At 68.3% G+C, this 24998-nt stretch carries 21 protein-coding genes; 7 read left to right on the forward strand and 14 right to left on the reverse strand.

The window, feature by feature from the left end:
• Positions 1-43 precede the first annotated feature (43 nt).
• The 3 genes from rseP to MFF22_RS18940 all read right to left on the reverse strand — a co-directional run bounded on the left by rseP (position 44) and on the right by MFF22_RS18940 (position 4133).
• Positions 44-1198 carry an RIP metalloprotease RseP gene (rseP, locus tag MFF22_RS18930; protein WP_238250887.1) on the reverse strand — a complete coding sequence of 385 codons (1155 nt, stop codon included), beginning with the start codon at positions 1196-1198 and terminating at the stop codon, positions 44-46.
• A 125-nt stretch (positions 1199-1323) separates the two neighbouring features.
• The gene (locus MFF22_RS18935; protein ID WP_238250890.1) at positions 1324-2907 is read right to left on the reverse strand and encodes a DHA2 family efflux MFS transporter permease subunit; all 1584 of its coding nucleotides are present in this window, start codon (positions 2905-2907) and stop codon (positions 1324-1326) included.
• 11 nt (positions 2908-2918) lie between these two features.
• Entirely contained in the window at positions 2919-4133 is a 1215-nt protein-coding gene (locus MFF22_RS18940) for an HlyD family secretion protein (RefSeq protein ID WP_238250899.1), read from the reverse strand.
• 121 nt (positions 4134-4254) lie between these two features.
• Between MFF22_RS18940 and MFF22_RS18945 the strand changes: the two genes are divergently transcribed.
• A complete protein-coding gene (locus MFF22_RS18945) occupies positions 4255-4884 on the forward strand; it encodes a TetR/AcrR family transcriptional regulator (protein WP_238250901.1) in 630 nt (209 codons plus the stop codon).
• 54 nt (positions 4885-4938) lie between these two features.
• Here the strand turns inward: MFF22_RS18945 and trxA are convergent, their stop codons facing one another.
• Both trxA and addA read right to left on the reverse strand, forming a co-directional pair.
• On the reverse strand, positions 4939-5268 hold the full coding sequence (trxA, locus tag MFF22_RS18950; RefSeq protein WP_238250904.1) for a thioredoxin: 330 nt from the start codon (positions 5266-5268) through the stop codon (positions 4939-4941).
• A gap of 208 nt (positions 5269-5476) precedes the next feature.
• A complete protein-coding gene (addA, locus tag MFF22_RS18955; protein ID WP_238250913.1) occupies positions 5477-8965 on the reverse strand; it encodes a double-strand break repair helicase AddA in 3489 nt (1162 codons plus the stop codon).
• A gap of 158 nt (positions 8966-9123) precedes the next feature.
• Here addA and minC (MFF22_RS18960) point away from each other — a divergent pair, with 158 nt between their 5' ends.
• Positions 9124-9834 (forward strand): septum site-determining protein MinC, encoded by a 711-nt coding sequence (gene minC / locus MFF22_RS18960; protein ID WP_238250915.1) that lies wholly within the window; start codon positions 9124-9126, stop codon positions 9832-9834.
• 50 nt (positions 9835-9884) lie between these two features.
• On the opposite strand, the gene MFF22_RS18965 is transcribed toward minC (MFF22_RS18960), so the two are convergent.
• Both MFF22_RS18965 and MFF22_RS18970 read right to left on the reverse strand, forming a co-directional pair.
• A complete protein-coding gene (locus tag MFF22_RS18965) occupies positions 9885-11624 on the reverse strand; it encodes a bifunctional protein-serine/threonine kinase/phosphatase (RefSeq protein WP_238250918.1) in 1740 nt (579 codons plus the stop codon).
• Positions 11625-11682: 58 nt separating this feature from the next.
• Entirely contained in the window at positions 11683-12528 is an 846-nt protein-coding gene (locus MFF22_RS18970) for a formate/nitrite transporter family protein (protein WP_238250920.1), read from the reverse strand.
• 364 nt (positions 12529-12892) lie between these two features.
• Between MFF22_RS18970 and minC (MFF22_RS18975) the strand changes: the two genes are divergently transcribed.
• Genes minC (MFF22_RS18975) through minE form a run of 3 tightly spaced genes read left to right on the forward strand, consistent with a single transcriptional unit; the run spans position 12893 to position 14776 of the window.
• Positions 12893-13621, forward strand: coding sequence for a septum site-determining protein MinC (minC, locus tag MFF22_RS18975; RefSeq protein WP_370877612.1), 729 nt, complete (start codon positions 12893-12895; stop codon positions 13619-13621).
• 13 nt (positions 13622-13634) lie between these two features.
• The gene (gene minD, locus MFF22_RS18980) at positions 13635-14450 is read left to right on the forward strand and encodes a septum site-determining protein MinD (protein ID WP_238250922.1); all 816 of its coding nucleotides are present in this window, start codon (positions 13635-13637) and stop codon (positions 14448-14450) included.
• Entirely contained in the window at positions 14447-14776 is a 330-nt protein-coding gene (gene minE / locus MFF22_RS18985; protein ID WP_238250924.1) for a cell division topological specificity factor MinE, read from the forward strand. Before minD ends, minE begins: the two co-directional genes overlap by 4 nt.
• A gap of 105 nt (positions 14777-14881) precedes the next feature.
• Here the strand turns inward: minE and MFF22_RS18990 are convergent, their stop codons facing one another.
• Positions 14882-16231 (reverse strand): cytochrome P450, encoded by a 1350-nt coding sequence (locus tag MFF22_RS18990; protein ID WP_238250926.1) that lies wholly within the window; start codon positions 16229-16231, stop codon positions 14882-14884.
• 112 nt (positions 16232-16343) lie between these two features.
• The gene (locus MFF22_RS18995; protein ID WP_238250928.1) at positions 16344-18989 is read right to left on the reverse strand and encodes an ABC transporter transmembrane domain-containing protein; all 2646 of its coding nucleotides are present in this window, start codon (positions 18987-18989) and stop codon (positions 16344-16346) included.
• Positions 18990-19251: 262 nt separating this feature from the next.
• On the opposite strand from MFF22_RS18995, the gene typA reads away from it, so the two are divergent.
• Positions 19252-21078: a translational GTPase TypA gene (typA, locus tag MFF22_RS19000; protein ID WP_238250937.1), complete on the forward strand. Its 1827-nt coding sequence runs from the start codon at positions 19252-19254 to the stop codon at positions 21076-21078.
• 148 nt (positions 21079-21226) lie between these two features.
• On the opposite strand, the gene MFF22_RS19005 is transcribed toward typA, so the two are convergent.
• The 4 genes from MFF22_RS19005 to cysK form a co-directional block, all read right to left on the reverse strand.
• On the reverse strand, positions 21227-21367 hold the full coding sequence (locus MFF22_RS19005; protein ID WP_238250939.1) for a hypothetical protein: 141 nt from the start codon (positions 21365-21367) through the stop codon (positions 21227-21229).
• Positions 21364-21675 (reverse strand): hypothetical protein, encoded by a 312-nt coding sequence (locus MFF22_RS19010; RefSeq protein WP_238250942.1) that lies wholly within the window; start codon positions 21673-21675, stop codon positions 21364-21366. Before MFF22_RS19010 ends, MFF22_RS19005 begins: the two co-directional genes overlap by 4 nt.
• Positions 21675-21998 carry a hypothetical protein gene (locus tag MFF22_RS19015; RefSeq protein WP_238250944.1) on the reverse strand — a complete coding sequence of 108 codons (324 nt, stop codon included), beginning with the start codon at positions 21996-21998 and terminating at the stop codon, positions 21675-21677. The genes MFF22_RS19010 and MFF22_RS19015 overlap by 1 nt, the downstream gene beginning before the upstream one ends.
• 95 nt (positions 21999-22093) lie before the next feature.
• On the reverse strand, positions 22094-23068 hold the full coding sequence (cysK, locus tag MFF22_RS19020; protein ID WP_238250947.1) for a cysteine synthase A: 975 nt from the start codon (positions 23066-23068) through the stop codon (positions 22094-22096).
• A gap of 259 nt (positions 23069-23327) precedes the next feature.
• Here cysK and MFF22_RS19025 point away from each other — a divergent pair, with 259 nt between their 5' ends.
• Positions 23328-24263 carry a TAXI family TRAP transporter solute-binding subunit gene (locus MFF22_RS19025; RefSeq protein ID WP_238250949.1) on the forward strand — a complete coding sequence of 312 codons (936 nt, stop codon included), beginning with the start codon at positions 23328-23330 and terminating at the stop codon, positions 24261-24263.
• Positions 24264-24284: 21 nt separating this feature from the next.
• On the opposite strand, the gene MFF22_RS19030 is transcribed toward MFF22_RS19025, so the two are convergent.
• On the reverse strand, positions 24285-24818 hold the full coding sequence (locus tag MFF22_RS19030; RefSeq protein ID WP_238250951.1) for a GcrA family cell cycle regulator: 534 nt from the start codon (positions 24816-24818) through the stop codon (positions 24285-24287).
• Between the last annotated feature and the right edge of the window lie 180 nt (positions 24819-24998).

Here is a 24998-nt window from a genome sequence, read left to right on the forward strand (position 1 = left end):
TTAAATTTCGAATCCATCAACTGTCGAACTGTGCGGAACCCGTTCAGGTGTTCCGCAGCGACGCGCCCAGGTTGAGGATGTCGTTCCACGCGGCGAACAACATCAGCATCAGCACGAGGGCCAGACCGATGCGGAAGCCGACTTCCTGCGCCCGCTCGCTGAGCGGCCGTCCCCGGACGACTTCGAACGCGTAGAACAGGAGATGCCCGCCATCCAGCAGGGGCACCGGGAACAGGTTGAGAAGGCCGATCGAGACCGAGAGCAGGGCGATGAGGCCGACGAGGCCCCCGACGCCGCCGGTCTTGGCAACCTCGCCCGACACCCGGGCGATGCCGATGGGGCCCGAAAGCTGGTCGGCCGATTCCCGCCCGGTGATCAGCTTCCCGAGATAGGAGAATGTCCTCTCCACCACGAAATAGGTTTCGTGGACGCCGAGCTTGAGGGAGTCGGCCAGATCGTAGTGGACGAGCTTCGCCTCGCTCCCGTTGGGGGACCGGATCCCGAGCCGGCCGATGCGGTGCCGTCCGAAGGGCGTGCGCTCCTCGATGGTCGCCGGGGTGGCGTTGATGGTGACGTTGCGCTCATCGCGCTCGACGGTGAATGCCAGAGAAGTGCCGGCGGCGCCGGTCACGGTCCGGTACATGGCGTTGAAGTCGCCGATGGGCTCCCCGTCGATGGCCGTAATCAGGTCGCCTGGCTTGAACCCCGCCTGCGCGGCCACGCTGTTCGGCTCCACGGAGGAGACCCTGGCAGGCAGTTCGTAGCGTCCGCCGAGCCAGATCGCCCCCGCGAAGAGGACGATGGCCAGGATGAAGTTCGCCACCGGGCCGGCGGCGACGATGGCCGCACGCTTTGCCACCGGCTGGGTCGGGAAGCTGATCGCCCGCTCCTCCGGGGACATCTGGGCGATGACCTCACGGTTGGGCACGCTCGCGCCGTTGGCATCGCCGTGGAACTTCACATAGCCGCCGAGGGGAATGGCGCAGAGCTTCCAGCGAGTGCCGCGTCGGTCGTTGAAGCCGAACAGTTCCGGGCCGAAGCCGAGGGAGAAGGCGTGGACGCCCACACCGCAGAGGCGGCCGACGAGGAAGTGCCCCATCTCGTGTACGAACACGACCACGGTGAGCACGAACAGGAACGGGATCACCGCGCCGAAAAAGCTTCCGGCGGTGCCGCTCATCGCGTTGAGAAAATCCATGCGTTCCGTCCCGGCCGTCGGAGCGGGCCGTTTTTTCCAATATCCCGCGCTGCTCCCTTAGCAGATCGGCCGGGTGGGAGGCCAATCAATCCTGCCTGCTCCGTAAATGGCGCGCGATACCGTTATCAGTGCCCTCCACCGCCGCCCGCCCCGGCGCGGGGCTTGCGGATCAGGGGCACCGCGCAGGCCATGGCGAGGAACAGGACCGTCAGGGCAAGGAACACGTCCTCGAAGGCCATGACCAGCCCCTGGATGCGCACGGTGTTGGTCATCGCCTTCAGCGCCATGGCGGGGGCGGCGCTGCCGAAGTCCGAGAAGCTGCGCTGCATGGCATCGAGCCGCTCGAGCGCCGGGGCATGCGCCCAGGTGAAGCGCTCGTGGAGGCGGGTGAGGTGCAAGTCCCAGCGGTCGTTCAAGAGCGTGTTGATGAGCGCGAGGCCGACGGCGCCGCCGAGGTTCCGGGTGAGGTTGTAGAGCCCGGCCGCGTTCTTCATCCGCGCGGGGGGCAGGGTGCCCAGGGCGATGTTGTTGATGGGGATCATGCACAGCATCAGCGAGCAGCCGCGCAGGATCTGCGGCCAGAGCAGTTCCCAGAAGTCCCAATCCTTCGTCATGCCCGTGACGATCCACGTGCCGGCCGCGAAGCCTCCGAAGCCGAGCGCCATGAGGATCCGTGGATCGACCTTGCCCGAGAACCGCCCCGCGATCGGAGCGGTGGCGAACATGCACAGGCCCGAGACGAACATCGTCTCGCCGATCATCAGGGCGGAGTATCCCCGCACCCGGGCGAGGTAGACCGGATAGAGGTAGGTCAGGCCATAGAGGCCGATGCCCATGATGAAGCTCGCCATGCAGCCGCTGGCGAAGTTGCGGTCCGAAAACGCTCGCAGATCGACGATCGGCTGCGACGCCGTGAAGGCTCGCCAAAAGAACAGCAGGCCGCTCGCCACGCATATCACTGCGCAGGCGAAGACCGCCTCGTCCTGCAACCAATCGTGGTTCGGCCCCTCTTCCAGGACGTACTCCATGCAGCCGAGGAAGCCGGCCATGGCGGCGAGACCGAACCAGTCGAACTTGTCGAGGAGGGAGAGGTTCGGCTTGTCGAAGTCGACGAGGATCGCCGTCGACACCGTCACGAGGATGCCCGGCACGACGTTGACCAGGAACAGCCAGTGCCAGGACATGAGGTCGGTCAGGTAGCCGCCGACCGTGGGCCCGATGGTCGGTGCCAGCGTCGCCACGAGGCCAATCATCGGCGAGACGATGGTGCGCTTCGAGGGCGGGAAGATCGTGAAGGCCGACGCGAAGACGGTGGGGATCATCCCGCCGCCGATGAAGCCCTGCAGCGCCCGCCACACGATCATCTCGGTGATCGTCGAGGACGAGGCGCACATCAGGCTCATCACCGTGAAGCCCCCCGCCGAGATGGCGAACATCCACCGGGTCGACAGCACCCGGGAGAGGGTGCCCGACAGCGGGATCGAGATGACCTCGGCGATCAGATAGCTCGTCTGGACCCAGGGGATCTCGTCCCCGGAGGCCGACAGGCCGGCCTGGATCTCGTTGAGGGACGCGGAGACGATCTGGATGTCCAGGATCGCCATGAACATCCCGAACACCATGCAGAGGAATGCCACCATCCTCCGCTTGTCGATGGGCGGGTCGGCCGGCACGGGGATGGCGGCGGAAAGGGTGGCTGAGGCGGCCATCGGTGGAGACTTCAGTCCGACTGCGCGACCTGGGCGTTCCGCCGCTCCTCGGCGGTGCGGGTGTCGACGCGCACGACGGCCGAGAGTCCGGGCCGCAGGAAGCCTTCCCGGGCGACGGCCAGCGGCACCTTCACCCGCACGGGCAGCCTCTGGACGATCTTGGTGAAGTTGCCCGTGGCGTTGTCCGGCGGCAGCAGGCTGAAGACCGAGCCGGAGGCCGGGGAGAACGATTCCACGACGCCTGCAATCGGGTGATCGGGGAAGGCATCGACGGTCACCGTCACCGTCTGGCCGGGCCGCATCCGCTCAACCTGCGTCTCCTTGAAGTTCGCGTCGATGCGCACGCTCTGGAGGGGGACCAGAGCTGCCACGCGGGTGCCCGGCGCGACGTAGGCGCCCGCTTCCACCGCCTTGTTGCCCACCACGCCGTCGAACGGTGCGCGGATCACCGTGAAATCGAGGTCGCGCTGAGCCCGGTCGACAGCCGTGCCGAGTTCGGCGGCGAGGTTCTGCGCCTCTTTCTGCTGGGCCTGCAGGACGGCGACGTTGGCGCGGGCGGCCAGCAGGGCCGCCTCGGCGCCCTTCACCGCGGCCTCGGTCCGGTCGCGGTCGGCCTTCGTCTGATCGATGCGCGAGCGGGCGACGAAATCGGCCTGCATCTGCGTGGCGCGGCGGTAATCGGCATCGGCCCGCACCGCGTCGGCCTTGGACGCCTCGATCTGCGCCTGCGCCTGGACGACCTGGGCCTGCGCCGCCTCGGCCTGCTGCCCGATGCGCGCGATGGTGCTCGTCTGCGTCGCGAGCTTGTCCCGCGCCGCCTGAAGGGCGAGGCGATAATCGCCATCGTCGAGCTTGGCGATCACGTCACCCTTGGCGACGGACTGGCCGTTCACCACCGGTACCGCCTCCAGGTAGCCCGAGACCTTCGCGGCCAGGATCGAGATGTCGGCCTGGACGTAGGCGTCGTCCGTCGAGACGAAGAACCGTCCGACCGTCCACCATTGCCAGCCCTCGTAGGCGCCGCCACCGAGGGCCGCGGAGAGGATCCCGAGCATGAGAAGACGGCGCAGGGGGCGCTTGCGCCGGATCTCCGGTTCGGCCGAAACGATAGCCGTTGTCGTGATGGTCGTCACGGGACGGGTTTCCGCTGGCGACGGGGTCACGCGGGTGTGGCTCTCGTCTTCGGCGACCGCTTCCGGCCGGCCGGTATCCTCGCGGAGGGACATCCACTTCACTCCGTTTTGACCGAACCGTTCGGTCAATGACCGGGACGGCCGTTGACGGCGTCCTCGAGTTCCCACAGTGTAGGTTGACCGAACCGTTCGGTCAACGGGTGGGAGGATCAGGGTGGCGGGCGCGGCAAGCCAGGAGCGCGACGGCGCCGAGACGGAGAAACGGCGGCAGATTCTTGAGGGTGCCCGTCAGGTCTTCACCGCGGCTGGCTTCGATGGGGCGAGCATGGGCGAGATCGCCCGGGCTGCCGGCGTGTCGAAGGGGACGCTCTACGTCTATTTCGACAGCAAGGATGCCTTGTTCGAGGCGCTGACGATCGCGAAGAAACGGCAATTGGCCGAAGCGCTGATCGCCCTCGACCCTACGTCACCGGATGTGCGGGGCGTCCTCACCAAGCTCGGCCACATCTATCTCAAGGAGATGAGCCGGGGCGAGCACGTGAGCCTCGTGCGCATGGTGATCGGCGCCTGCGAGAAGTTTCCCCATCTCGGCCGCGCCTTCTACGAGGCGGGCCCTGCACTGGGGGTGGAGCGGTTGTCGGCTTACCTCGGGGAGCAGGTCGAAGCCGGGCGGCTCGTCTGTGACGACACCGACCTCGCGGCGAAGCATTTCCTGCATCTCTGCCAAGCAGGGTTGCTTACGCGACTGTTGCTGAATGCCGGGGGCGTGACGGACGAAGCGGACCTGCGCCACCGGGTCGATGAGGCGGTGCGGGTCTTCATGGCCGGGTACGGGCCGCGATAGGTCCGCCAGAGCGGCTACGCCCTCCGCGGGGGAGGGCGTAGCGGAAGAAGCTTCTCAGGCCGAGGCGGTCTGGGCGCCGATCCAGCGGGCGAGGTCGCCCTTCGGCGCCGCGCCGACCTTCTGATCGACGCGCTCGCCGTTCTTGAACAGGAGCAGCGTCGGGATCGAGCGGATGCCGTACTGCGAGGCGATGCCCGGGTTCTCGTCCACGTTCACCTTTGCGATCTTCACCTTGCCCTGGAGATCGGTGGCGATCTCCTCGAGCGCCGGGCCGATCTGCCGGCAGGGGCCGCACCATTCGGCCCAGAAATCCACGACAACCGGCTCGGCGGACTTGAGGACGTCCTGCTCGAAGCTCGCGTCGGTAACTTTCACCGTCGCCATCGCATCACCTTTCGGAAGTCGCCGCCGGGAAGGAACGCCGGGCGGCCGCGGACGGGCTCCGGCCCGCTCGGTCACGCGAGAATTGGAGACGGGCACCCCAACGGTCAAGGAGAGTCGCACGCGATGCATGACGGCACGGTCGTCGTGGCATGGACAAGCGTCGGTCTCCGCCCGCCGCGCGGGTCTCGTCTGACCCATCCCCACACCGCTACCGGTCGATGCCGACCTTGCCGAGGGCAGCCTCGACCGCCGCCTCGTCGAGGATCCGGATGACCGGGCTCGAGGTCCAGACGAGCATCGGAACGATCCGTTTGTCCGGATAGATCCGAGCCAGCAGGCGCGCATACAGGGCGATCTGGCTGGACTCGGCCTCCGGCAAGGGTGCTCCGTCGTCAGGCGGGCGCCCGGTCTTGAAGTCCGCGAGGGTGACGGTTCCTTCCGCGACGGCGAGGCGATCCACGCGGCCCGTCACGGGGCGCTCCGTGCCGCCGACGCTCACCCGGCCGGAGAGGTTTACCTCGGCCAGGGCCCCCTCGGCGAAGAGCGGTGCCAGGGCCGGATGGTCCAGCAGGCGCATCACCGCGCCGAGGATGCCGCGGAGGGCCGGTTCCCCGAGGCCCGGAGCACGCGACACCAGATAGGCGAGGCCAGCCTTTTGGCGGGATGACCGCTCCAGGCGCGGAAGATGCTGCAACAGGGCATGAACAAGCAGCCCACGGCGGCGTGCCGTGGGGTCGGCGAGGCGGGGCGGGGGCAGCCGAGTGCCATCGGCGGCATCGAGCATCCCTGACGGGTGCAGGGGCGCGACCGCCGCGACCTCGGGCGCGACGGGCGAGCGGAGCCATGTCGGCGCGTCGGGCGGTCCTTCAGCCGGGGGCCGGGCGGGCGCCTCACGGCCGGAGACGAGGCCGTCGCGCCAGAGAACCGCGGGACCGTAGGGCATCTCGACGCTCTCGCCTTCGCCCAGGGCGGTCTCCAGGCCCAGGCGGATCATCCGGCACCATGCGGCCTCGGTCTCCCGGATCTTGCCCCGGAAGGGCGCGACGACGAGCCGGTCGGCGGCCCGGGTCATGGCGACGTAGAGCAGGCGGTTGTGCTCCTGCCGGGACCGTGCCCCAAGTGCGGCGCGGACTTGCCCCGTCGCCGCGCAATCCTGCGTCGTGCTGGTCCAGACGGGCGGGAGAGTCGCCTTCCGCCCGATCATCGGCAGCAGGGGTGGATCCTTGCCGCCAGGGGCCTCGCAGCCATCGAGGATCACGACGACCGGCGCCTCCAGGCCCTTCGACCCGTGGACGGTCATGACGCGGATCTCATCGCGGCCGGATTCGAGGTCGCGCTTCACCGTGTGCCCGGCCTCGGTCCCGAGATACCGGGCAAGGAAGCCCCCGAGGGACGGCGCATCCTCGCCACCCTCGGCATGCGCCGCGGCGGCGAGGAAGACGTCGATGGCATCGCCCGCTTCCCCGCCGAGCCGCGACACGAGCTTGGCGCGTCCCTCCATCGGCCCGAGCAAGCGGGCGTAGAACCCGAACGGCCCAAGGGCCCCGGCCAGCTCGATCCACGTAGCCAGAGCGTCCAACGCCCGTACGGCGGTCGCGTCACCGGCCTCGGCATGCCGGGCGAGGGCATCCTGAAGGGTCTCCTCGTCGGGCCGTCCCGCGGCGAGGCGAACGAGATCGTCGTCGGTGAGACCGACGAGGGGGGTCTTCAGGGCCGTCGCCAGGGTGAGGTCGTCGGCCGGCAGCAAACCAGCGCGGCCCACGGAGACGAGGTCGGCCACGGCGATATGGGCGGAGACCTCAAGCCGATCCTGCCCGGCCACCGGGACGCCGAGGCCCTTCAGGGAGCGGATCACCTCCTCGAAGGCCGGCCCGCGCTTGCGCACCAGGATCAGGATGTCGCCGGGTCGCCAGACCCTTCCGGTGGCGTCACCCTCGTGGATCCAGGTCTTCACCGCCGCCGCCACCCGGCGGGCGACGCGCAGAGCCGGCGCGCCGGGATCCGGCAGGTCGACCGGCGCGGTCCAGGCGCTGACCTCGTCGGCCGGTTCCGGCTCGGCAATGTCCCAGACTTCCACGGCTCCGGCAGCCCGCGGACGGGCGCTCGCATGGACCGTCCGGCGCACCTCGTCCTCAGAAAGGCCGTCGTTATGCGCCTCGATGGCGAAGACGGAATCGACGGCCCTGAGCACCATCGTGGTCGAGCGGAAGGACAGGGTCAGCGGCACGTCCGCGAAGGCGATGCCGGCCGCCCGCGATTCGGTGATCCAGGTGGATCGCGTCACCGCGAACTCTCGGGGGTCGGCCCCCTGGAACCCGTAGATCGATTGCTTCGGGTCGCCCACGGCGAAGCGCGTCCGGTGCGCATCCCGGGCGCCCGCCCCCGCGGCGAACTCCTGGGTGAGCGTGCGCAGGATCGCCCATTGCTCGGGGTTGGTGTCCTGTGCCTCGTCCACGAGCACATGGTCGATGCCCCGGTCGAGCTTGTACAGGACCCATCCGGCGCCGACCCGCGAGAGCAGGTCGAGGGCGCGGCGGATCAGGTCGTCGAAATCCAGGGCCCCGAGGCGGGCCTTCTGCGCTTCGACCCTCCGGTGGATCTCGGCTGCCAGGGTGAAGAGGGCTTCGGTCCGGGCATGGGCGCGGGCGGCGCGAAGGCGGTCAAACAGCGGGACGAGGCGGTTACGTTCCGCGATCAGGGCGAGCTTCACCGGCTCGGGGATGGACTTTGTTCCAAGGCTCTTGTCGGCCTTCGGCTCGTCCTTCTGGGTGAAGAACACCGCCTTGTAGACGTCGAGCGCATCGCTCCGGTCCGCTCGTCCGCGGGATGCCTCCCGCGCCAGGGACGCTTCCGCCAGAGCCTCCGAGAGGGTGACGTCGTTGGCTTTGCCGGTCTGCAGGGCGGCGGCGAGGGCCGCGAGATCTTCGGGGCCTTCGTCCAGGATCGCGGCCTCGATCCGCTCGATAGTCTCCCCGGCGGCGAGGCCCAATTCGCCGCGCAGCCGGTCGAAGGCACCGTCGAAGCCGTTGCCGTGGGCCAGGAGTGCGTGGGCCCGAACCGCCGCGCGCACCGCGTCGTGGAGGGCGTCCCCCGTTGCCTCGGCGGTGACGCGGGCCAGGGCGACGCCCGCGGGCGTCCCGGCGGCCAGGGTGGCGTCGGCCAGGACGTTGGCGGTCTCCACCGCGAACATCTCCCGCGCCTGGGTCTCGTCTAGGACCACGAAACGCGCCGGCACATTGGCTTCGAACGGGAACATGTGGAGCAGCCGCTCGCACAGGGCGTGCAGGGTCTCGATCTTGAGGCCCCCCGGCGTCTCCACAGCGCGGGCGAAGAGGCGGCGGGCCATGCGCAGGCGGTCGCGGTTCGGCCGCTCTCCGGTGAGTTCGGTCAGCTCCGCGGCGAGGGCATCGTCGTCCAGGGTCACCCACCGGCCGAGCCGCTGGAACACCCGGATCGCCATGTTCGCGGCGGCGGCCTTGGTGAAGGTGAGGCACAGGATCCGCCCGGGGGGCGAGCCGTCGAGGAGGAGCCGCACGACCCTGTCGGTGAGCACCTTGGTCTTGCCCGCCCCCGCATTGGCCGACACCCAGGCCGAGGCGCGGGGGTCGGCGGCGCGCCGCTGGTTCTCCCGGGTGAGGGGATCGACGACGATGGTGCGGGAAGTATCGGGCAGGGGCAGTCCCGGCGTGGAATCCAAGATCGTCTGTCCGTTCGGTCCTCGGAGCTTTACTTGTACACGAGGCGATGCGTCCGCGCGTGGCCTCTGTGCCGCATCGGGATTGCAGCGGCGCCCGCGCCGCCGCAAGGATGCGCGGCTTGCGTTCCGACGCCAAACGATCTCGATCCGCCGGTGACATGACGAATCCCGCCGAGGCCCGCCCGCCGATCCGCTTCCGCGGCCGCTCCTTCATGGCGACCGTGCTGGCCCCCGTGCCTCCGGTCAGCGACTGGTTCGCCGACCTCGATGCCCTGTGCCGGCGGGCGCCCGCCTTCTTCGCCGGCCGCCCGACCATCCTCGATCTCACCGGCCTTTCCCTGACCAGGGAAGACCTCGACGGCCTCCTCGCCGAGTTGACCGCCCGGAATATCCCCGTGCACGGAATCGAAGGTGCGCCGCCCGGCATGCTCGGCCCCGGCCTGCCGCCGTCGCTCTTCTGTGGTCGGCCCGCCGGGGAGGTGGCCATGCCCGACGCCCCGGCCCCAGAGGCGTCCGCCCGGACCGTGCCGTCACGCTCGCTGATCCTCGACAGCCCTGTGCGCTCGGGCCAGACGATCCTGCATCTCGAAGGCGACGTCACCGTGCTCGGCGCCGTGGCCTCGGGGTCGGAAGTGATCGCGGGGGGCTCGATCCACGTCTATGGCCCCCTCCGCGGCAGGGCGGTGGCGGGGGCGTCCGGCAATCCCGCGGCGAGGATCTGGTGCCGCCGCTTCGAGCCCGAACTTGTGGCCATCGACGGCTTGTACAAGGCCGCCGACGACCTCGATCCCGCCTTTCGCGGCCAGCCGGTGGAAGTGCGGCTCGTGGACGATTCCCTGCGGCTGACGTCATTCGACCAGGGACGCTGAGATTGGTTGTCCGCGCCGCCGTATGAGGACGGCAGGGCGACGCTGCGGGTTCAGTGGCCTCGCAGGACCAGGATCGCCAGCAGCACCACCACCGTCACCCCGAGCACCAGGCACAAGCCCCGCCAGAACAGGATCGGATCCCGCTCCATCAAGGGCACGCCCCTCGTCTCGGCCAAGGCCGGATTCGGGTGCCGCAGGTCGTGAACGAACTCCGACAGGACCTCGTAGCGTCGCTGCGGATCCGGATGGGTCGCCCGGCGCAGCGCCCCGTCGACCCAGGCCGGCAGGAGCGGCCGGGCATGGCGAGCCGAGACGTAGCGCAAACGCCGCTGGCGTCGGGCCGTGCGGGCGCGGGCCGCGTCGCCGCCATAGGGGAGGCGGCCGGTGAGCATCTGGTAAGCCAGGACGCCGAGGGCGAAGATATCTGAAACGGGAGATGGCGGGTCGCCGAGGAAACATTCCGGCGCCGTGTATTGGATAGCCCCCTGGGGGAGGGCGTCGTCCGTTCGCCCGCCTTCCTCGACGAGACCGGCCACGCGGGTGGCGCCGAAATCGATGATCTGGACGGTCCCCGCGGTATCGATCAGCACATTCTCCGGCCGGAGATCGCCGTGGATCATCTCTCGGCGGTGGAAGGCCTGGAGGCCCCGGGCGATCTGCTCGACGAGGCGGCGCACGGTCTCCAGATCGGGCTCCCGATGGTCGGCCATCCACTGCGCGAGGGTCCGGCCCTCGACGTAGCGCATCACCGTGTAGAGGTGACTCCGCGGGGTGATCCGCCCGTGTGCCTTCAGCACATGCGGGCTGTCGAGGCGGCGGGCGATCCATTCCTCCATCGTGAAATGGCGCAGGTAATCCCGGTCGCCCCGCAGCTCGATGCCCGGCACCTTGAGCGCGACCCGCTCGCCGCTCCCGGGATCGACGGCAAGGTAGACATGGCCCCGCGATCCGGCATGGAGCCGCCGCAGGATGTCGTAGCCGTCGAACCGAGTCGGCGGTTCGAGGAGCGGCGCGGGGGGCAGGTCGCCGACCTCGCCCACGATCTCGTCGGGTTCGCCCTCGGGGAGGCTCTCGATTCTGACGATCAGTGCTGTGAGATTGTCGCCACTGCCCGTTTCGTAGGCAGCATCCACAATCCGCCGGGCCGCCGACTGGAGATCGACACCCGCACTTGAAATGGCCTCTGCGATGTCCCGGGGGCGCAAGTGCTCGTGCACGCCGTCGGAGGTGAGGACGAAGACGTCGCCCACCTGGACCGGAACGGAGACGCAGTTGAACTCGACCTGCGGGCTCACCCCCAGGGCCCGGCCGAGATAGTTCTCGTGGTTCGAGACGACGACCCGGTGATCTTCCGTGATCTGTTCGAGGGAGCGACCGGCGAGCCGGCTGATCCGCGTGTCGCCGGCGTGGAAGACGTGGGCGGTGCGGGAGCGCAGCACCAGGGCGCTCAACGTCGTCACGCAGCCCCGGTCTGAATCGCCCGGCTCGGCCGCCCGGCGGGTCTGCGCGTAGAGCCAGGAATTGGTGGCGGCGAGGACGCGCTTGGCGGCGCTGCGCACGGTCCAGCTATCCGGCGTGGCATAGTAGTCGGACAGGAAGCTCTTGACGGCGGTTTCGCTCGCCATCGCGCCGAGCGCGCTGCTGCTGATGCCGTCCGCGACGACCGCGGCGATGCCCTTCAGGCGGAGGGCAGGCCCTTCCGGGACGAGGACCCCGTGAAAATCCTGGTTCGCGTCCTTCCGGCCGCGCTCGCTATGCTGGCCGATGGAGACCGTTAGTGTCCGCGTCATCGGCCGGCCGTGTTGCGGCGCCCCGGAGCCGGTCCGGGACGCCGTGATCGTGAACGCCTCAGGCGGCGAGGCGGCGGACACCCTCGGCCGAAGCCGGCATCGCACGCCGCGGCGCGGTGCGGACATGGGTCGAGTAGAGGGTCAGGCCGGTGAAGGCGAGGCCGCCGACGAGATTGCCGAGCACGGTCGGGATCTCGTTCCAGATAAAGTAGTCCATGATCGAGAACTTGGCGCCGAGCATCAGCCCCGACGGGAACAGGAACATGTTCACCACCGAATGCTCGAATGTCATGAAGAAGAAGAGCATGATCGGCATCCACATGGCGATCACCTTGCCGCTCACATGGGTCGAGATCATCGCGCCGACGACGCCGGTCGAGACCATCCAGTTGCAAAGCATCCCGCGCAGGAAGAGCGTCATCCAGCCGCCGAATCCGTGCGCGGCGTAGCCCAGGGTGCGCTTCTCACCGATGTTGGCGATGAACTCGGCGGTCTTATCGGGCGGGCTGGTGAAGCCGTAGGTGAAGACGCAGGCCATCATGAAGGCCACCGTGAGCGCGCCGAGGAAGTTTCCGACGAAGACGAGGCCCCAGTTGCGCAGCACGCCCCCGAGGGTCACGCCGGGGCGCTTGTCGAGGAGCGCCAGGGGGGCAAGCACGAACACGCCGGTGAGCAGGTCGAACCCCAGCAGGTAGAGCATGCAGAAGCCCACCGGGAACAGGGCCGCGCCGACGATCGGCTGACCGGTCTGTTGCGTGATGGTGACGGCGAAGACGGCGGCCAGGGCCAGGATCGCGCCGGCCATATAGGCGCGGATGATCGTGTCGCGGGTGGACATAAACACTTTCGCTTCGCCGGCATCGACCATTTTTACGGCGAATTCCGAGGGGGCCAGATAAGCCATCGTGTCTCCTTTGTGTTCTGTGCGATCGACAGCGCTGCGAACATCCATCGACGCTGACGGATACCCGAGCGGCAGCCCGACCGGCCGCCCCCTGCCGTGTTTGCCAGGCGCCGATCCCCCCGAAGGCAAAACCCGAGCCTCTTTGTCGGCACAGAATGCCGCAGGAACTTCCTGTCGCTCCCTTGCCACATGCGAACACGCAAAACCCGCGGAACGAATTGGCTCTTGGCGGCACCTCACTCGGAGGCGGGTCAGGGGTGCGATCCAAGGATCCGGGCAAAATTTGCCGGGGGGATCACAAACTTAACCCTTCGGTAACCATACCCGCCGTCAATGGTCCGGTAAGGACTGTTAACGGACGGCCATGAGCGCAGCGTCACCAGAGCCGATCATCCGAGAGCCCGCCGCTTCCGAGCCGCGGGTGACTCTCCGCCCGCTGAGCTTCCGCGGTCGCATCTTCAAGGGCTTGGCGTTGACGCCGGAGCCCCCCGTGGGAGACTGGCTCGCCGGTCTCGACCACGCGCTCAAGCGGTCGCCGACCCTCCTCCAGGGCCGCGCCCTCATCCTCGACGTGGCCGAGCTGAAGCCGTCCCTGGACGACCTTCAGGGCCTCCTTGCCGAACTCCGCAGCCGCGATATCCGCGTCCTCGGCATCGAGGGCACGGAGGCGGCCGGGGAGGGGCTCCCGCCGATCCTCATTCAGGGGCGCCCGAGCGCCGCGGTGGAGATCCCGGCGGTGCCCGCCGAGCCCGAGCCGCTGGTCGTCACCTCGATCACCGTCGAGGGGTCGATCCGGTCCGGCCAGAGCATCGTGAACCCCACGGGGGACGTGACCGTCATGGGGCACGTCTCGTCAGGGGCCGAGGTTCTCGCCGGCGGTTCCATCCACGTTTACGGCGCCCTGCGGGGGCGCGCCATCGCCGGCGCCGCCCGCAACCCCAGGGCGCGAATCTACTGCCGCAAGTTCGAGCCCGAGCTGCTGGGGATCGACCGCCTCGTGCGGACTGCGGAAGACATGGGATCGGCCCTGCGCGGCAAGGCCGCCCAGGTCTGGCTCGATGGCGGCACCATGAAACTGGCTAAGCTGGATTAAGGGAGAGCGACGCGTGGCAAAGGTTCTCGTCGTCACATCGGGCAAGGGCGGCGTCGGCAAGACGACGACCACCGCGGCCCTCGGAGCGGCCCTCGCGCAGGGCGGACAGAGCGTGTGCGTCGTCGATTTCGACGTCGGTCTGCGTAACCTCGACCTCGTCATGGGTGCCGAGCGCCGGGTGGTCTACGACCTCATCAACGTCGTTCACGGCGACGCCAAGCTTCCGCAGGCCCTGATCAAGGACAAGCGGCTCGAAGGTCTCCACCTGCTCCCGGCCTCCCAGACCCGGGACAAGGATGCCCTCACCGACGAAGGCGTCGCCCGGGTGATGGAAGAGCTTCGCGCGAAGTTCGATTGGGTGGTCTGCGACTCCCCCGCCGGCATCGAGCGCGGCGCTCAGCTCGCCATGCACCACGCCGACGTCGCCATCGTGGTCACCAACCCCGAGGTGTCCTCGGTGCGCGACTCAGACCGGATCATCGGCCTGCTCGACTCCAAGACCGCCAAGGCCGAGCGCGGCGAGGAGATGGAGAAGCACCTGATCCTCACCCGCTACGACCCGACCCGCGCCGACCGCGGCGACATGCTGAAGACCGAGGACGTGCTCGAGATCCTCTCGATCCCGCTGCTCGCGATCATCCCCGAGAGCCAGGAAGTGCTGCGCGCTTCCAACGTCGGCTGCCCGGTGACCCTGAACAACCCCCTCTGTGCCCCGGCCCGCGCCTACGCCGACGCGGCCAAGCGGCTCAAGGGCGAGGACGTGCCGATGGTGCTCCCCACCGAGCGCAAGTCCTTCCTCGACAAGCTCTTCATGCGGAGGGCGGCATGAGCATCCTTGGGATCTTCCAGAAGCGCAACTCGAGCGCGGTCGCGCGCGACCGCCTCCAGCTGATCCTCGCCCACGAGCGCGCCGAGTCTGGCCGCCCGGACCTCGTGATCCAGCTCCGGGAGGAGATCCTGGCGGTGATCGCGAACCACGTCGCGGTCGAACCCGACAAGGTGAAGGTTACACTCGAGCGCGGCGCAGGCGTCTCCACGCTTGGCCTCGACATCGAGCTGCCCCTCGGCGCCTCGTCGAAGCTCGACGCCAAGCTCGCGAGCAAGATCGCCCAGGTCGCCGACAAGGCCGCCTCGGCGGCCAAGAAAGCCGCCTGACCACAGGACCTCGCGCCCCCTCCCCATGATCGGGGTGGGGGCGCGCCTGCGTCTCCGCGCGCGCCTTGACGTGCCGCCAGGGCTCGTCGCGGCGAGGGCGTCCGCTCAATCCCGCGCAGTCAGCCTGAACAGCCCCGGGTTTTCGGGCTGCGTGGTGACCACTGCAACGGGCAGGATCGGTGCGGCGCTCACCGGCGCGATCCGGAAGGCGGAGCAGAGGCGGGCGAGGGCCAGGACCGCCTCGCTGAGGGCGAACTGCGCCCCGATACAGACCCGCGGCCCGGCCCCGAACGGCAGATAGCTGAAACGCGCGGGCCCCTGGCGGCCTGGCAGGAACCGGCCGGGATCGAAGGCGTCGGGGTCGTCCCACAGCCGGCGGTGCCGGTGAAGGACCCAGGGGCTCACGATGAGGATGTCCCCCTTGCGCACGGCATGCCCCGCCACCTCGTCCGGGGCGAGCGCCCGGCGTACGACGACGAAGGCCGCGGGATAGAGCCTCAGTGTCTCATCGATGACCGCGCGGGTCAGGGGCAAGCGCCCGTCAGCATGGCTGCCGGTGGGATCGGAGAGGTCGGCGGACCTCGCTTCGGCGGCCACCTGCTCCTGCACCTCAGGAAACAGCGCCAACAGGTAGCTCGCCCAGAACAGGGTGCCGGCCGTCGTCTCGTGGCCGGCCAAAATCATCGTCGCGACCTGGTCCCGCAGTTCCTCGGGCGTGAACGGCGCCCCCGTCTCGGGATTGCGGGCGGCCTTCAGGAGGTCGAGAAGGTCGGCCCGGTGGTCCGCCGGCTCTGCGGTGCGTGAGGCGATCACCGAATCGAGGAACGGGATCCACCGGCGCCTGAAGCGCGCCCGCGACCTGTCGAGGGGTGCGGGCCACCCGGGGGGCATCAGCACGTCGAGGACATGCGGCCGGCCGAGCCGCTCGCCGTATTCCGTGATGAAGGCGCGTAGGGCCGGGCCCTGCCGGTCCATCCCCACGGAGAACATGGCTCGCCCGGCAATCTCCAGGGCGAGGGTGTGGAAGGTGGAAAAGAGGTCAACCGGACCCGTCGCCGCCTTCGGACGGAGCGCATCGATCCCCTCCCTCACGGCCCTGTCGATATGCGGCACGAGGCCGTCGATCGCCCGGGGCGTGAAGGCGGGGGCGAGGGTCCGGCGCTGATGCCGCCATGCCGAGCCTTCGCTGATGAGCAGCCCGTCGCCCAGGATCGGCCGGAGGATCCGGGTCGTGCCCACCGTGCGGGCGTAGTTCCCCTGATTCTCGACCAGAACATGCCGGATGGCGTCGGGATCGCTGAGGATGAAGCTGGAGCGGCCCATCAGCCCCCGGCGCGTGACCGGCGTCTCGAAGGCGGCCTTCGGGAAGCCGAGCAGGCCGTTGTCGCGGATCGAGCGAAGGTAGGCCGGCAGCGATAGATCGCGGTCGGGCGGCTCCCGGCGCGGCGGGACCATCCGCCCCGGGTGCCCGGCGGCGTCGCGGCCCGTTGGGGAAACGTCCGTCGGTATCCAATCCCTCATGGGCGGGGTGATGGCCGAGGACAGCCCTGGAGTAAACGCCCCGGTGTCATTCCGCCGCCCTCTGGATGGGCTGGCGGGGTAGGCCGACGGGAAGGGTGGAGGGAAAGCGGTCGGCCTCGGCTTCTGCCGAGACGGAGGCCAGGAGGCTGGCCATCGGCAGCACGTCCTCCACCACGCTCAGAAGCGTGCCGGCTCCCCCCTCCAGATGCTCTTCGACCCGATCGACCACGAGGACCTCCGGCTGCCGCAGCAGCGCCCGGGTGAGCCCGAGCCGCACCCTCACCCTCTCGGGAAGGAGCAGCCCGCGGTTGCCGACCTGACGTTCGAGCCCCCGCCGCCGGATCCCCGCCTCCAGGTCGAACTCCCGGAAGACGGCGAGGACCTCCCGCTGAATGATCTCCTCGCTGTGCATCTTCGCGGTGTCGATCCGGCCGAACAGGACGTTGTCGAGGACGCTGGCTCGGGGGTTGATCCGCATCGGATCGTAGGTCTCGACATCGCAGCCCTCGTGGCCGTTCATCGCGTCCTGGACGATGCCCCGCGCGCCGGCGATCCGGATCTTGAGCGCGTCATCAAGCAGGCCGAAGCGCATGCGAGGCTCGACATAGGCGAGGGCCAGGGCCAGGAACGCTTCGCTGTCCTTGTCCGAGAGAGAGCCGTTCCCGGAAAGGCGGACCAGCCGGGCCTCGTAATCCGGCACCATCTCCGGCGTGATCAGCGAGAAGCGGCGGAAAAGGGGATGGCCGGGCGGCACATCCTTGAAGATCTCGCTCAGGTTCCGGGCGATCTCGACGCCCATGCGGTCCAAGTCGCCGAGCAGGCGAGCGCGTTCGAGGGCCCGTCGGAAGGGCGCGACCGCGGCCAGGGTGAGGGGCTCCATCAGCGCAGGGTTGCGGGGAACGCCGAACAGGAGATTCTCCCCGAGCGTCGCCTGATCGTTGTAGGCCCCCCGCGAGAACGGAATCACCAGGTCGGCGAGGCCCTTGCGTTCGAAATGCGCCCGGAGGTGTTCCCGGGCTGCGATGAACCGTTGGCCGACTTCGGAATCGTGCGTGACCGAACTCAGGGCATCCAGCCCGTAGCGGTACAGGTCGGTGCCGAGCCCGAGGCGGGTGAGAATATCGACCATGCGCCTGTCGAGGTCGTCCGCATCCGCGACACCGAGGGCGGCGAAGTCGATCCAGGGGTCGCTGATGCTGTCCAGGGGGTTGCCGGTCTGAACGGCTTCCCGGATCCGCTGCTTGGTGAAGTCGAGCCGTCGGCTGTCGAGGGGCTTGATCCGCAGCCCGTACAGGAGGTTGTCGCGGATCGAGCCGGGGAACAGCACCGGTTCGATCCCGGCGAAGGCAATGCCCCGGGAGAACACGGTGCGGGGCAGCGTCGCGAGGTCGTAGGGGCCGATCCGCACCGTCCCGCTCCGGAGCATGTGGAGGCCGGCGAGCACCCGGGCGAACTCCTGCGCGATCGGCCCCGGCGGAACGAAAGCGGTGCGCGCAGGGAGGGGGAGGGTGACGTCGCCGATCTCGACAGGCGCGCCGCCGCGGGGATCGCGCAGGTTGACGGACTCAGTCGTGAGGGGGGAACCAAGGCGAAACGTGGGACCGTCGTCGTCCTGGAACGGCGTCAGGCGATCCGCCCGGAAATGGGCGGCCACCGTTTCGTATTTCACCTCGACGTCCAGGCGCTGCTGGTCCCAGTCGATGAGTTCCTTCAACGGAGGCGGGAGGTCGCGATAGGCGGCCAGCACCGCGACGAGCTGGCCGATATCCAGCTCGCCCTTCAAGGCGAAGACGCCGCCGATGACGTAGAACAGGAACGGCGTCACCTGCGCGAGGAGATTGTTCAGGTACTTCACCGCGAACTTGCGCCGGTAGATGCGTAGGCGCAGGTCGTAAAGGGTGTAGAGCCGGCCGCCGATCTCGGCCCGCTCCCACCGGCCGGTATTGTTGAGTACCACGGCGGGCAGCCCATCGAGCACCTCTGCAATACGGCCGGCGAAGGCCCTGGAGGTGATCTGCCGCTTCCGGCTGAGCACGATGATCTGCCGCCGCAGGCGCGGGATTACCGTCATCTGCACCCCGATCATGGCCGCCGCGGTGAGGCCCAGCCAGACGTTCTGCATCAGGATGAAGAGCAAGGCCGTGAGGGCCTGCGTCCCCAACTGGGCCGGCACCACGATGGCGTCGCCGATGAACGATCCGATGGGCTCGACCTCGTCACGGATGATCGTCGCCGTCTCGGAAGACTTCACCTCGCTCTGCGCCTCCGAGGTGAAGCGCAGCATCAACGCGAAGAGCTGAAAGCGCAGCCGGCGGAGCATCCGCTCGCCCAGGATGCCCTTCTGCAGGTTGATCCAGAACTTGAAGGCTCCGTTCACGATGACGAGGGCCAGGAACAGGAGCGACAAGCCGAGCAGCAGTTCGAGCCGGTCGAGTTGGAACCCGTCGAACAATGAGGTTCGGCCGCCGCCGAGGATGGCGGGCCAATCGACCTTGATCTCCAAGAACGACGCTGTCGCCTCCCCGTGGGCGAAGGCGCGTCCGGTGATCGCATCGTTGACGATGCGCTTCGGCAGATCGAGGGACGCGAAATAAAACGGCAGCGACGCCAGGACCACGACGCAGATCGTGACCTGATCGCGCTTCGAGTGGCGCCAGATGTAATCGAACAGCCGCGGCTCGAGCTCGCGCATGACGTCCTTCGGGAGGTAGGCTGCGCGGAGCCGGTACGCCGCCCGCGATACGGCGCATTCTATAGCTCAACCCGCGCGGAACGCGTGTCGTCCCTCACGCGCCACCGTTGAAATCGCCTCGTTTCGCCTCGTGGGCTTGCCGGGAGCGGTGCGGCTCTCTATTGCAGCGCAACCGCCACACATCTGCCCATGGCCCGGGGCGGACGACCAGCCGTCGTCCGATGCACCGGCTCAGCCAGGGCCACCGAGCGTGAACCCGGCCATGGATCTGCGCAATATTGCCATCATCGCCCACGTCGACCACGGGAAAACCACCCTGGTCGACAAGCTGCTGCAGCAGTCCGGCACCTTCCGAGAGAACCAGCGCGTCGAGGAACGCGCGATGGATTCGAACGACCTTGAGAAGGAACGGGGCATCACCATCCTCGCCAAGGCGACCTCGGTCGTCTGGAAGGACACCCGCATCAACGTCGTGGACACCCCCGGCCACGCCGATTTCGGCGGCGAGGTCGAGCGTATCCTCTCGATGGTGGACGGCGTGATCGTGCTGGTCGACGCCGCCGAAGGGCCGATGCCGCAGACCAAGTTCGTGGTCGGCAAGGCCCTGAAGATCGGCCTCCGTCCCATCGTGGCCGTCAACAAGGTCGACCGGCCGGATGCCCGCATCAACGAGGTCGTGAACGAGGTCTTCGACCTGTTCGCCGCCCTGGACGCCACTGACGAGCAGCTCGACTTCCCGATCCTCTACGGGTCGGGCCGCAACGGCTGGATGGGCCTTACCCCCGAGGCCGACCCCGAGCAGGGGCTGGAGCCGCTGTTCGATCTCGTGCTGAAGCACGTACCGCAGGCCAAGACCGAGCCGGGCCCGTTCCGCATGCTCGGCACCCTGCTGGAGGCCAACCCGTTCCTCGGTCGCATCATCACCGGCCGAATCGCGTCCGGCACGGTGAAGCCGAATCAGGCGATCAAGGTGCTCGATCGCACCGGCAAGGTTGTGGAAACCGGCCGCGTCTCGAAGATCCTGGCCTTCCGCGGCCTCGAGCGCGCGCCCATCGACGTGGGTGAGGCAGGCGACATCGTCTCCATCGCCGGCCTCGTGAAGGGCACCGTGGCCGATACGTTCTGCGACCCCGCCGTCGCAGAACCAATCCAGGCGCAGCCCATCGACCCGCCCACGGTCACCATGTCGTTCCTCGTGAACGACTCGCCCCTCGCCGGCACCGAGGGCGACAAGGTCACGAGCCGCATGATCCGCGACCGCCTGTTCAAGGAGGCCGAGGGCAACGTGACGCTCAAGATCGAGGAAGCGTCCGACAAGGATTCCTTCTACGTCTCGGGGCGCGGCGAATTGCAGCTCGCCATCCTCATCGAGACCATGCGCCGCGAAGGGTTCGAGGTCGCCGTGTCGCGACCCCGCGTGGTGTTTGAGAAGGACGAGGCCGGGGAACTTCTGGAGCCCGTCGAGGAAGTCGTCATCGACGTGGACGAAGAGCATTCGGGCGTCGTCGTCCAGAAGATGTCCGAGCGGAAGGCCGAGATGATCGAGATGCGGCCGTCGGGCGGTGACCGCCTGCGGCTCGTCTTCCACGCCCCGACCCGTGGCCTCATCGGCTACCAGGGCGAGCTGATGACCGACACCCGCGGCACGGCGATCATGAACCGCCTGTTCAAGGCCTACGAGTCCTACAAGGGTGAGATCCCCGGCCGCCGCAACGGCGTGCTGATCTCCAACGACAAGGGCGAGGCGGTGGCCTACGCCATGTGGAACCTAGAAGACCGTGGCCCGATGATGATCGAGCCGGGCTGGAAGGTCTATCAGGGCATGATCATCGGCGAGCACAACCGCGAGAACGATCTCGAGGTGAATGTGCTCAAGGGCAAGAAGCTCACCAACATCCGCACCACGTCGAAGGATGAGGCGGTGCGCCTGACGCCGCCGATCCGCATGACGCTGGAGAAGTCCCTGGCTTGGATTCAGGACGACGAGTTGGTCGAGGTGACGCCAAAGTCGATCCGCCTGCGCAAGACCGTCCTCGACCCGAACGACCGCAAACGCGCCGAGCGTTCGAAGGAAGGCGCCGGAGTCTGAACGGACGGCGGGGCCGGTGTAAGTCCGCCGGCCCTCGCGACCCATGACGTCATTGCGAGCGTAGCAACGCTGTACAGGGCAGCGGGCCGTCTTCGAGTGCCGCGCCTCTCTGGATTGCTTCGCGTTGCTCGCAATGACGGTTCGGGTTTCAGGACCCGCCCAGGTCGGTCTCGCCGGCCTGACCCTTTGGGCCTTCTCCCGGCTTGCCTTCGGTCTTCTCGTTCGGGTCCTTTACCCCATCGGGGGCGATGTTTTCAGGCCGATCTTCGGCCTTGTCGCGCTCGCTCACGGCTTGCTCCCCTTCTCAGCCCGGTAATGGCCGGCGGCCACCTTACAGCCGGCATCGGGACCCTGTGACGCCTGCTGGTCCGAGTGGCCACCGGACGAGCCGCCGACCGCGGGGGGAGATGAACCGGCAACACCACCGCTCATCTCATCGCGGCGGGTCTTCTCGTCCTTACCGCCGCTCTCCATTCCCGTGATGGCGGCCTGCTGTGCCGTCTGATGTCCACCCCCGGCGGGCTTCTCACCTGCTGAGCCGACGTGATCGTCGGGCTTGCGGGTGACCGTCCCCGAGTCGCTGGTTTCCCGCGCCATCACCGCTTTCCGTCGTCTTGGCCGACGGCAGCCGTCGCACGGTCGATCGCTTCAGCGGCAGCCGAATCACCGCCTTCGCCGCGCAGATGGCGAAGATTCTCAGGCGGCGTTTCCGCTTCGGTGGCGTCCGTCGCATCCTGGCCGGGCGTGCCAGAGGCGATCCGGGCCGCCTCGGCTTGCCCGGACGGATCGCGCTTCAAATCGGTTTGGGTGTTTTGAGGAAGGCCCACATCAAGGGGCGATTCCTGGCCGAGATCCTGACCGTTCCGGTCAGTGTAGGGGTCGAAGCTTTTGAGCGATTGCCGCTCGTTGTCCTGCGCCATGTCCGGCCTCCCAAATCGTCGTTCAGTGCGAAGGACAACGGGGTGAGCCGGTGATCGTTGCGGCCCGGCGACGACCGCCGGGCCGCGGGGGTGAGCTAGCCGATGCCGTCGAACAGAGCCGACGAGATGTAGCGCTCGGCGAACGAGCAGGCGATCGTCACGATGCGCTTACCCTGGAATTCCGGACGCTTGGCAAGTTCCAACGCGGCCGCGACGTTGCCGCCCGTGGAGATGCCGCCGGGGATACCTTCGAGCCGGGCCAGCGCCCGAGATGTCTCGAAGGCGGTGTCGTTCGAGACCTTCAGCACGCCATCGAGGATATTGGTGTGCAAGTTCTCGGGGATGAAGCCCGCCCCGATGCCCTGGATCTTGTGCGGGCCGGGCTGGCCGCCGGAAATGACCGGCGAGTCGACGGGTTCGACGGCAAAGACCTTCAGATCGGGCAGACGGGGCTTGAGCACCTCGGCGACGCCGGTGATCGTCCCGCCCGTGCCGACACCAGCCACGAAGGCATCGAGCTTGCCGCCGGTATCCGACCAGATCTCCTCCGCGGTGGTCCGGCGATGGATGTCCGGGTTGGCCGGGTTCGAGAATTGCTGCGGCATCACCGACCCGGGGATCTCCCGCAGTAGCTCCTCGGCCTTGGCGATGGCGCCCTTCATGCCTTGCGCGCCGGGCGTCAATGCCAACTCGGCGCCGAGGAAGGCGAGCATCTTGCGGCGCTCGATGGACATCGTCTCCGGCATGACGAGGATCAGCCGGTAACCACGGGCCGCCGCGGTGAAGGCCAGGGCGATGCCTGTATTGCCGGACGTCGGCTCCACGAGGGTGCCACCCGGCTGCAGCTTGCCCGCGGCCTCCAGGGCATCGATCATGTTGACGCCGATGCGGTCCTTCACACTCGCGATCGGGTTGAAGAACTCGAGCTTCAGGAGAATCTCTGCCTCCACGCCATGCTCCTTGGGCAGGCGGTTCAGCTTCACCAGCGGCGTGTTGCCGATGGTCTCGGTGATCGAGCCGTAGATGCGACCGTGGCCGACCTTGGCCGGCGCGTTAAGGGAATCGGCCATCGCGTGCTTCCTGTCTGCGTTCGTACGGATGTCGGATGCGAATGCCCCGTGCCAAGGGGGGATGGCCCGGGCATTCGCGCCAGGGCGTGCGATAGACCCTCACAAGTTCGGGAGCAATCGCCCTAAGTGCCTTAACCGCCAATTCTTTTCATCGACGTGCCCTATTTGGGTAGTCGGTGGAATAAGCTGTCTTATCTGATGGGATCGCGGAGAAGATCCTTCTCGATCGCAGGATGGTGAGGGCATGGGGGAAGGACGATTGCCGCTGACCCGTCGACGTGGTCTCGCCCTGCTCGCCGGGCTCACGGTCGGGCCGGCCATTGCCCAGTCCTTACGCGTTACCCTCGCCACAGCCACGCCGGGCGGTGGGTTTCCCGCTTTCGGAAAATCCTTCGCCGCGGCGATCCGCACCCGAGACCCCGACCTCATCATCGATCTGCGGCCGAGCGGAGGTTCGGCGGAGAATATCGCCCTTCTCGAACGGGGCGAGGTCGATCTCGCCCTGGTGCAGGGATCCTACGCTTACCGTGCCCTCGGCCGCCACGATGGCCCCAAGGTGCTCGCGCCGATGTATCCCACGCCCGGCCTGTTCGCCCTCCGGGGCGATAGTGCCATCAAGGAAGTGAGGGATCTCGCGGGGCGGCGGGTCATCCTCGGCACGCACAATTCCGGCCTCACGATTCTCGGCCGTGCGGTGCTCACCGCCTCGGGCCTCGATCCGGACCGAGATGTCATGCCGATCTTTCTCGAACATGCCGGTGAGGGGCCCGCCATGATTCGGGATGGTCGGGCTGCAGCGCTCTGGGGCGGCGGCATCGGGTGGCCGGGCTTCGTCGCGGTGGCCGACGCCCCCGGGGGAGCCCGCTTTCTCGCGCCGTCCGCTAACGCCATCGATGCGTTGACGCGCGAGGATCAGACTTTGAGGCGCCTGACCGTACCGGCCCATAGCTTCGCCGGGCAGGAAACGCCCATCACAACGGTGGGATCGTGGAGTTTCGTGCTGGCGCGACCGGCGTTTTCGCCAGAAGCGGCTTACCGGATCGTCCGCGCCCTCGGGCAGGCCAACGGGGAAATGCGCGTCCGGCACCCGCAAGGTGGAGAAAGCGACCCCCGCCATCTCGCGGGAATCGTCCCCCTGGACGCCCTCAATGCCGGCACAAGCCGATATGTCGCCGAAGTCGGAGACGCCCGCTGACTGGATCTTCCAGCCGATGCCTTAGCGGAAGCCGGCAGCCCGGCGGTCGCGCTTGCGCTCCGTGGCCGGTTGATAGGCGATCTCGGCATGGTGCGTGCAATAGGGCAGGCCGGTGATCGACCGGGCACCGCAGAACCGGAATTCCGGCGTGGTCGGATCGCCGAGGGGCCACCGGCACATCGATTCCCTGAGATCCATGATCGTCACCCGCTGAGACACGGGGATCGTCACCGGGTCCTGCGCCACGGGCGCCGCGGCCGGCACCCGCGCCTGCGGGAAATCCGGCGCAGGGCGATGGGATACGACGACGACAGGCTCCGGCACCGGTGCGGCCACGGGGGCCTTCTCGGCTTCCACCGGCTTGACCACGGCGACGACGGCCTCCTCGCCCGCCTTGACCCTGCCGGCGAGCCCAAGGCGATGGACCTTGCCGATGACGGCATTGCGCGTCACGCCCCCGAGTTGGGCCGCGATTTTGCTCGCGCTCTGGCCATCCTCCCACAGGCGCCGGAGTAGCGCGACGCGCTCTTCCGTCCAGCTAAGGCCCGCTTCCATCGTCCCCCTCCGACCCCTTGCCCAGCGCTGTTGGCACGCGTCCGAGCCGGCCAGCGGAAGCCGGGCCGGTGCGACACCGTGTCTCTCCAAGCCGTCCCGCAGACCCTACAGCGGCGTTCGCCGCCGTTGCAAGGGTCGAGGGACCACGGTTGTCGCTGCCTGAAGACTCTGTCCACCGCC

The organism is Methylobacterium persicinum (genome assembly GCF_022179525.1).
Lineage (GTDB): Bacteria > Pseudomonadota > Alphaproteobacteria > Rhizobiales > Beijerinckiaceae > Methylobacterium > Methylobacterium persicinum.

Coding starts and splice junctions, on each gene's coding strand:
- MFF22_RS18940 (WP_238250899.1), bottom strand. CDS start 4,133: ATGTCCCTCCGCGAGGATACCGGCCGGCCGGAAGCGGTCGCCGAAGAC.
- minC (WP_370877612.1), top strand. CDS start 12,893: ATGAGCGCAGCGTCACCAGAGCCGATCATCCGAGAGCCCGCCGCTTCC.
- typA (WP_238250937.1), top strand. CDS start 19,252: ATGGATCTGCGCAATATTGCCATCATCGCCCACGTCGACCACGGGAAA.
- MFF22_RS18965 (WP_238250918.1), bottom strand. CDS start 11,624: ATGACGCGGACACTAACGGTCTCCATCGGCCAGCATAGCGAGCGCGGC.
- MFF22_RS18990 (WP_238250926.1), bottom strand. CDS start 16,231: ATGGTCCCGCCGCGCCGGGAGCCGCCCGACCGCGATCTATCGCTGCCG.
- MFF22_RS19010 (WP_238250942.1), bottom strand. CDS start 21,675: ATGGCGCGGGAAACCAGCGACTCGGGGACGGTCACCCGCAAGCCCGAC.
- cysK (WP_238250947.1), bottom strand. CDS start 23,068: ATGGCCGATTCCCTTAACGCGCCGGCCAAGGTCGGCCACGGTCGCATC.
- MFF22_RS18970 (WP_238250920.1), bottom strand. CDS start 12,528: ATGGCTTATCTGGCCCCCTCGGAATTCGCCGTAAAAATGGTCGATGCC.
- MFF22_RS19015 (WP_238250944.1), bottom strand. CDS start 21,998: ATGGCGCAGGACAACGAGCGGCAATCGCTCAAAAGCTTCGACCCCTAC.
- MFF22_RS18935 (WP_238250890.1), bottom strand. CDS start 2,907: ATGGCCGCCTCAGCCACCCTTTCCGCCGCCATCCCCGTGCCGGCCGAC.
- minC (WP_238250915.1), top strand. CDS start 9,124: ATGACGAATCCCGCCGAGGCCCGCCCGCCGATCCGCTTCCGCGGCCGC.
- rseP (WP_238250887.1), bottom strand. CDS start 1,198: ATGGATTTTCTCAACGCGATGAGCGGCACCGCCGGAAGCTTTTTCGGC.
- MFF22_RS18995 (WP_238250928.1), bottom strand. CDS start 18,989: ATGCGCGAGCTCGAGCCGCGGCTGTTCGATTACATCTGGCGCCACTCG.
- minE (WP_238250924.1), top strand. CDS start 14,447: ATGAGCATCCTTGGGATCTTCCAGAAGCGCAACTCGAGCGCGGTCGCG.
- trxA (WP_238250904.1), bottom strand. CDS start 5,268: ATGGCGACGGTGAAAGTTACCGACGCGAGCTTCGAGCAGGACGTCCTC.
- MFF22_RS19030 (WP_238250951.1), bottom strand. CDS start 24,818: ATGGAAGCGGGCCTTAGCTGGACGGAAGAGCGCGTCGCGCTACTCCGG.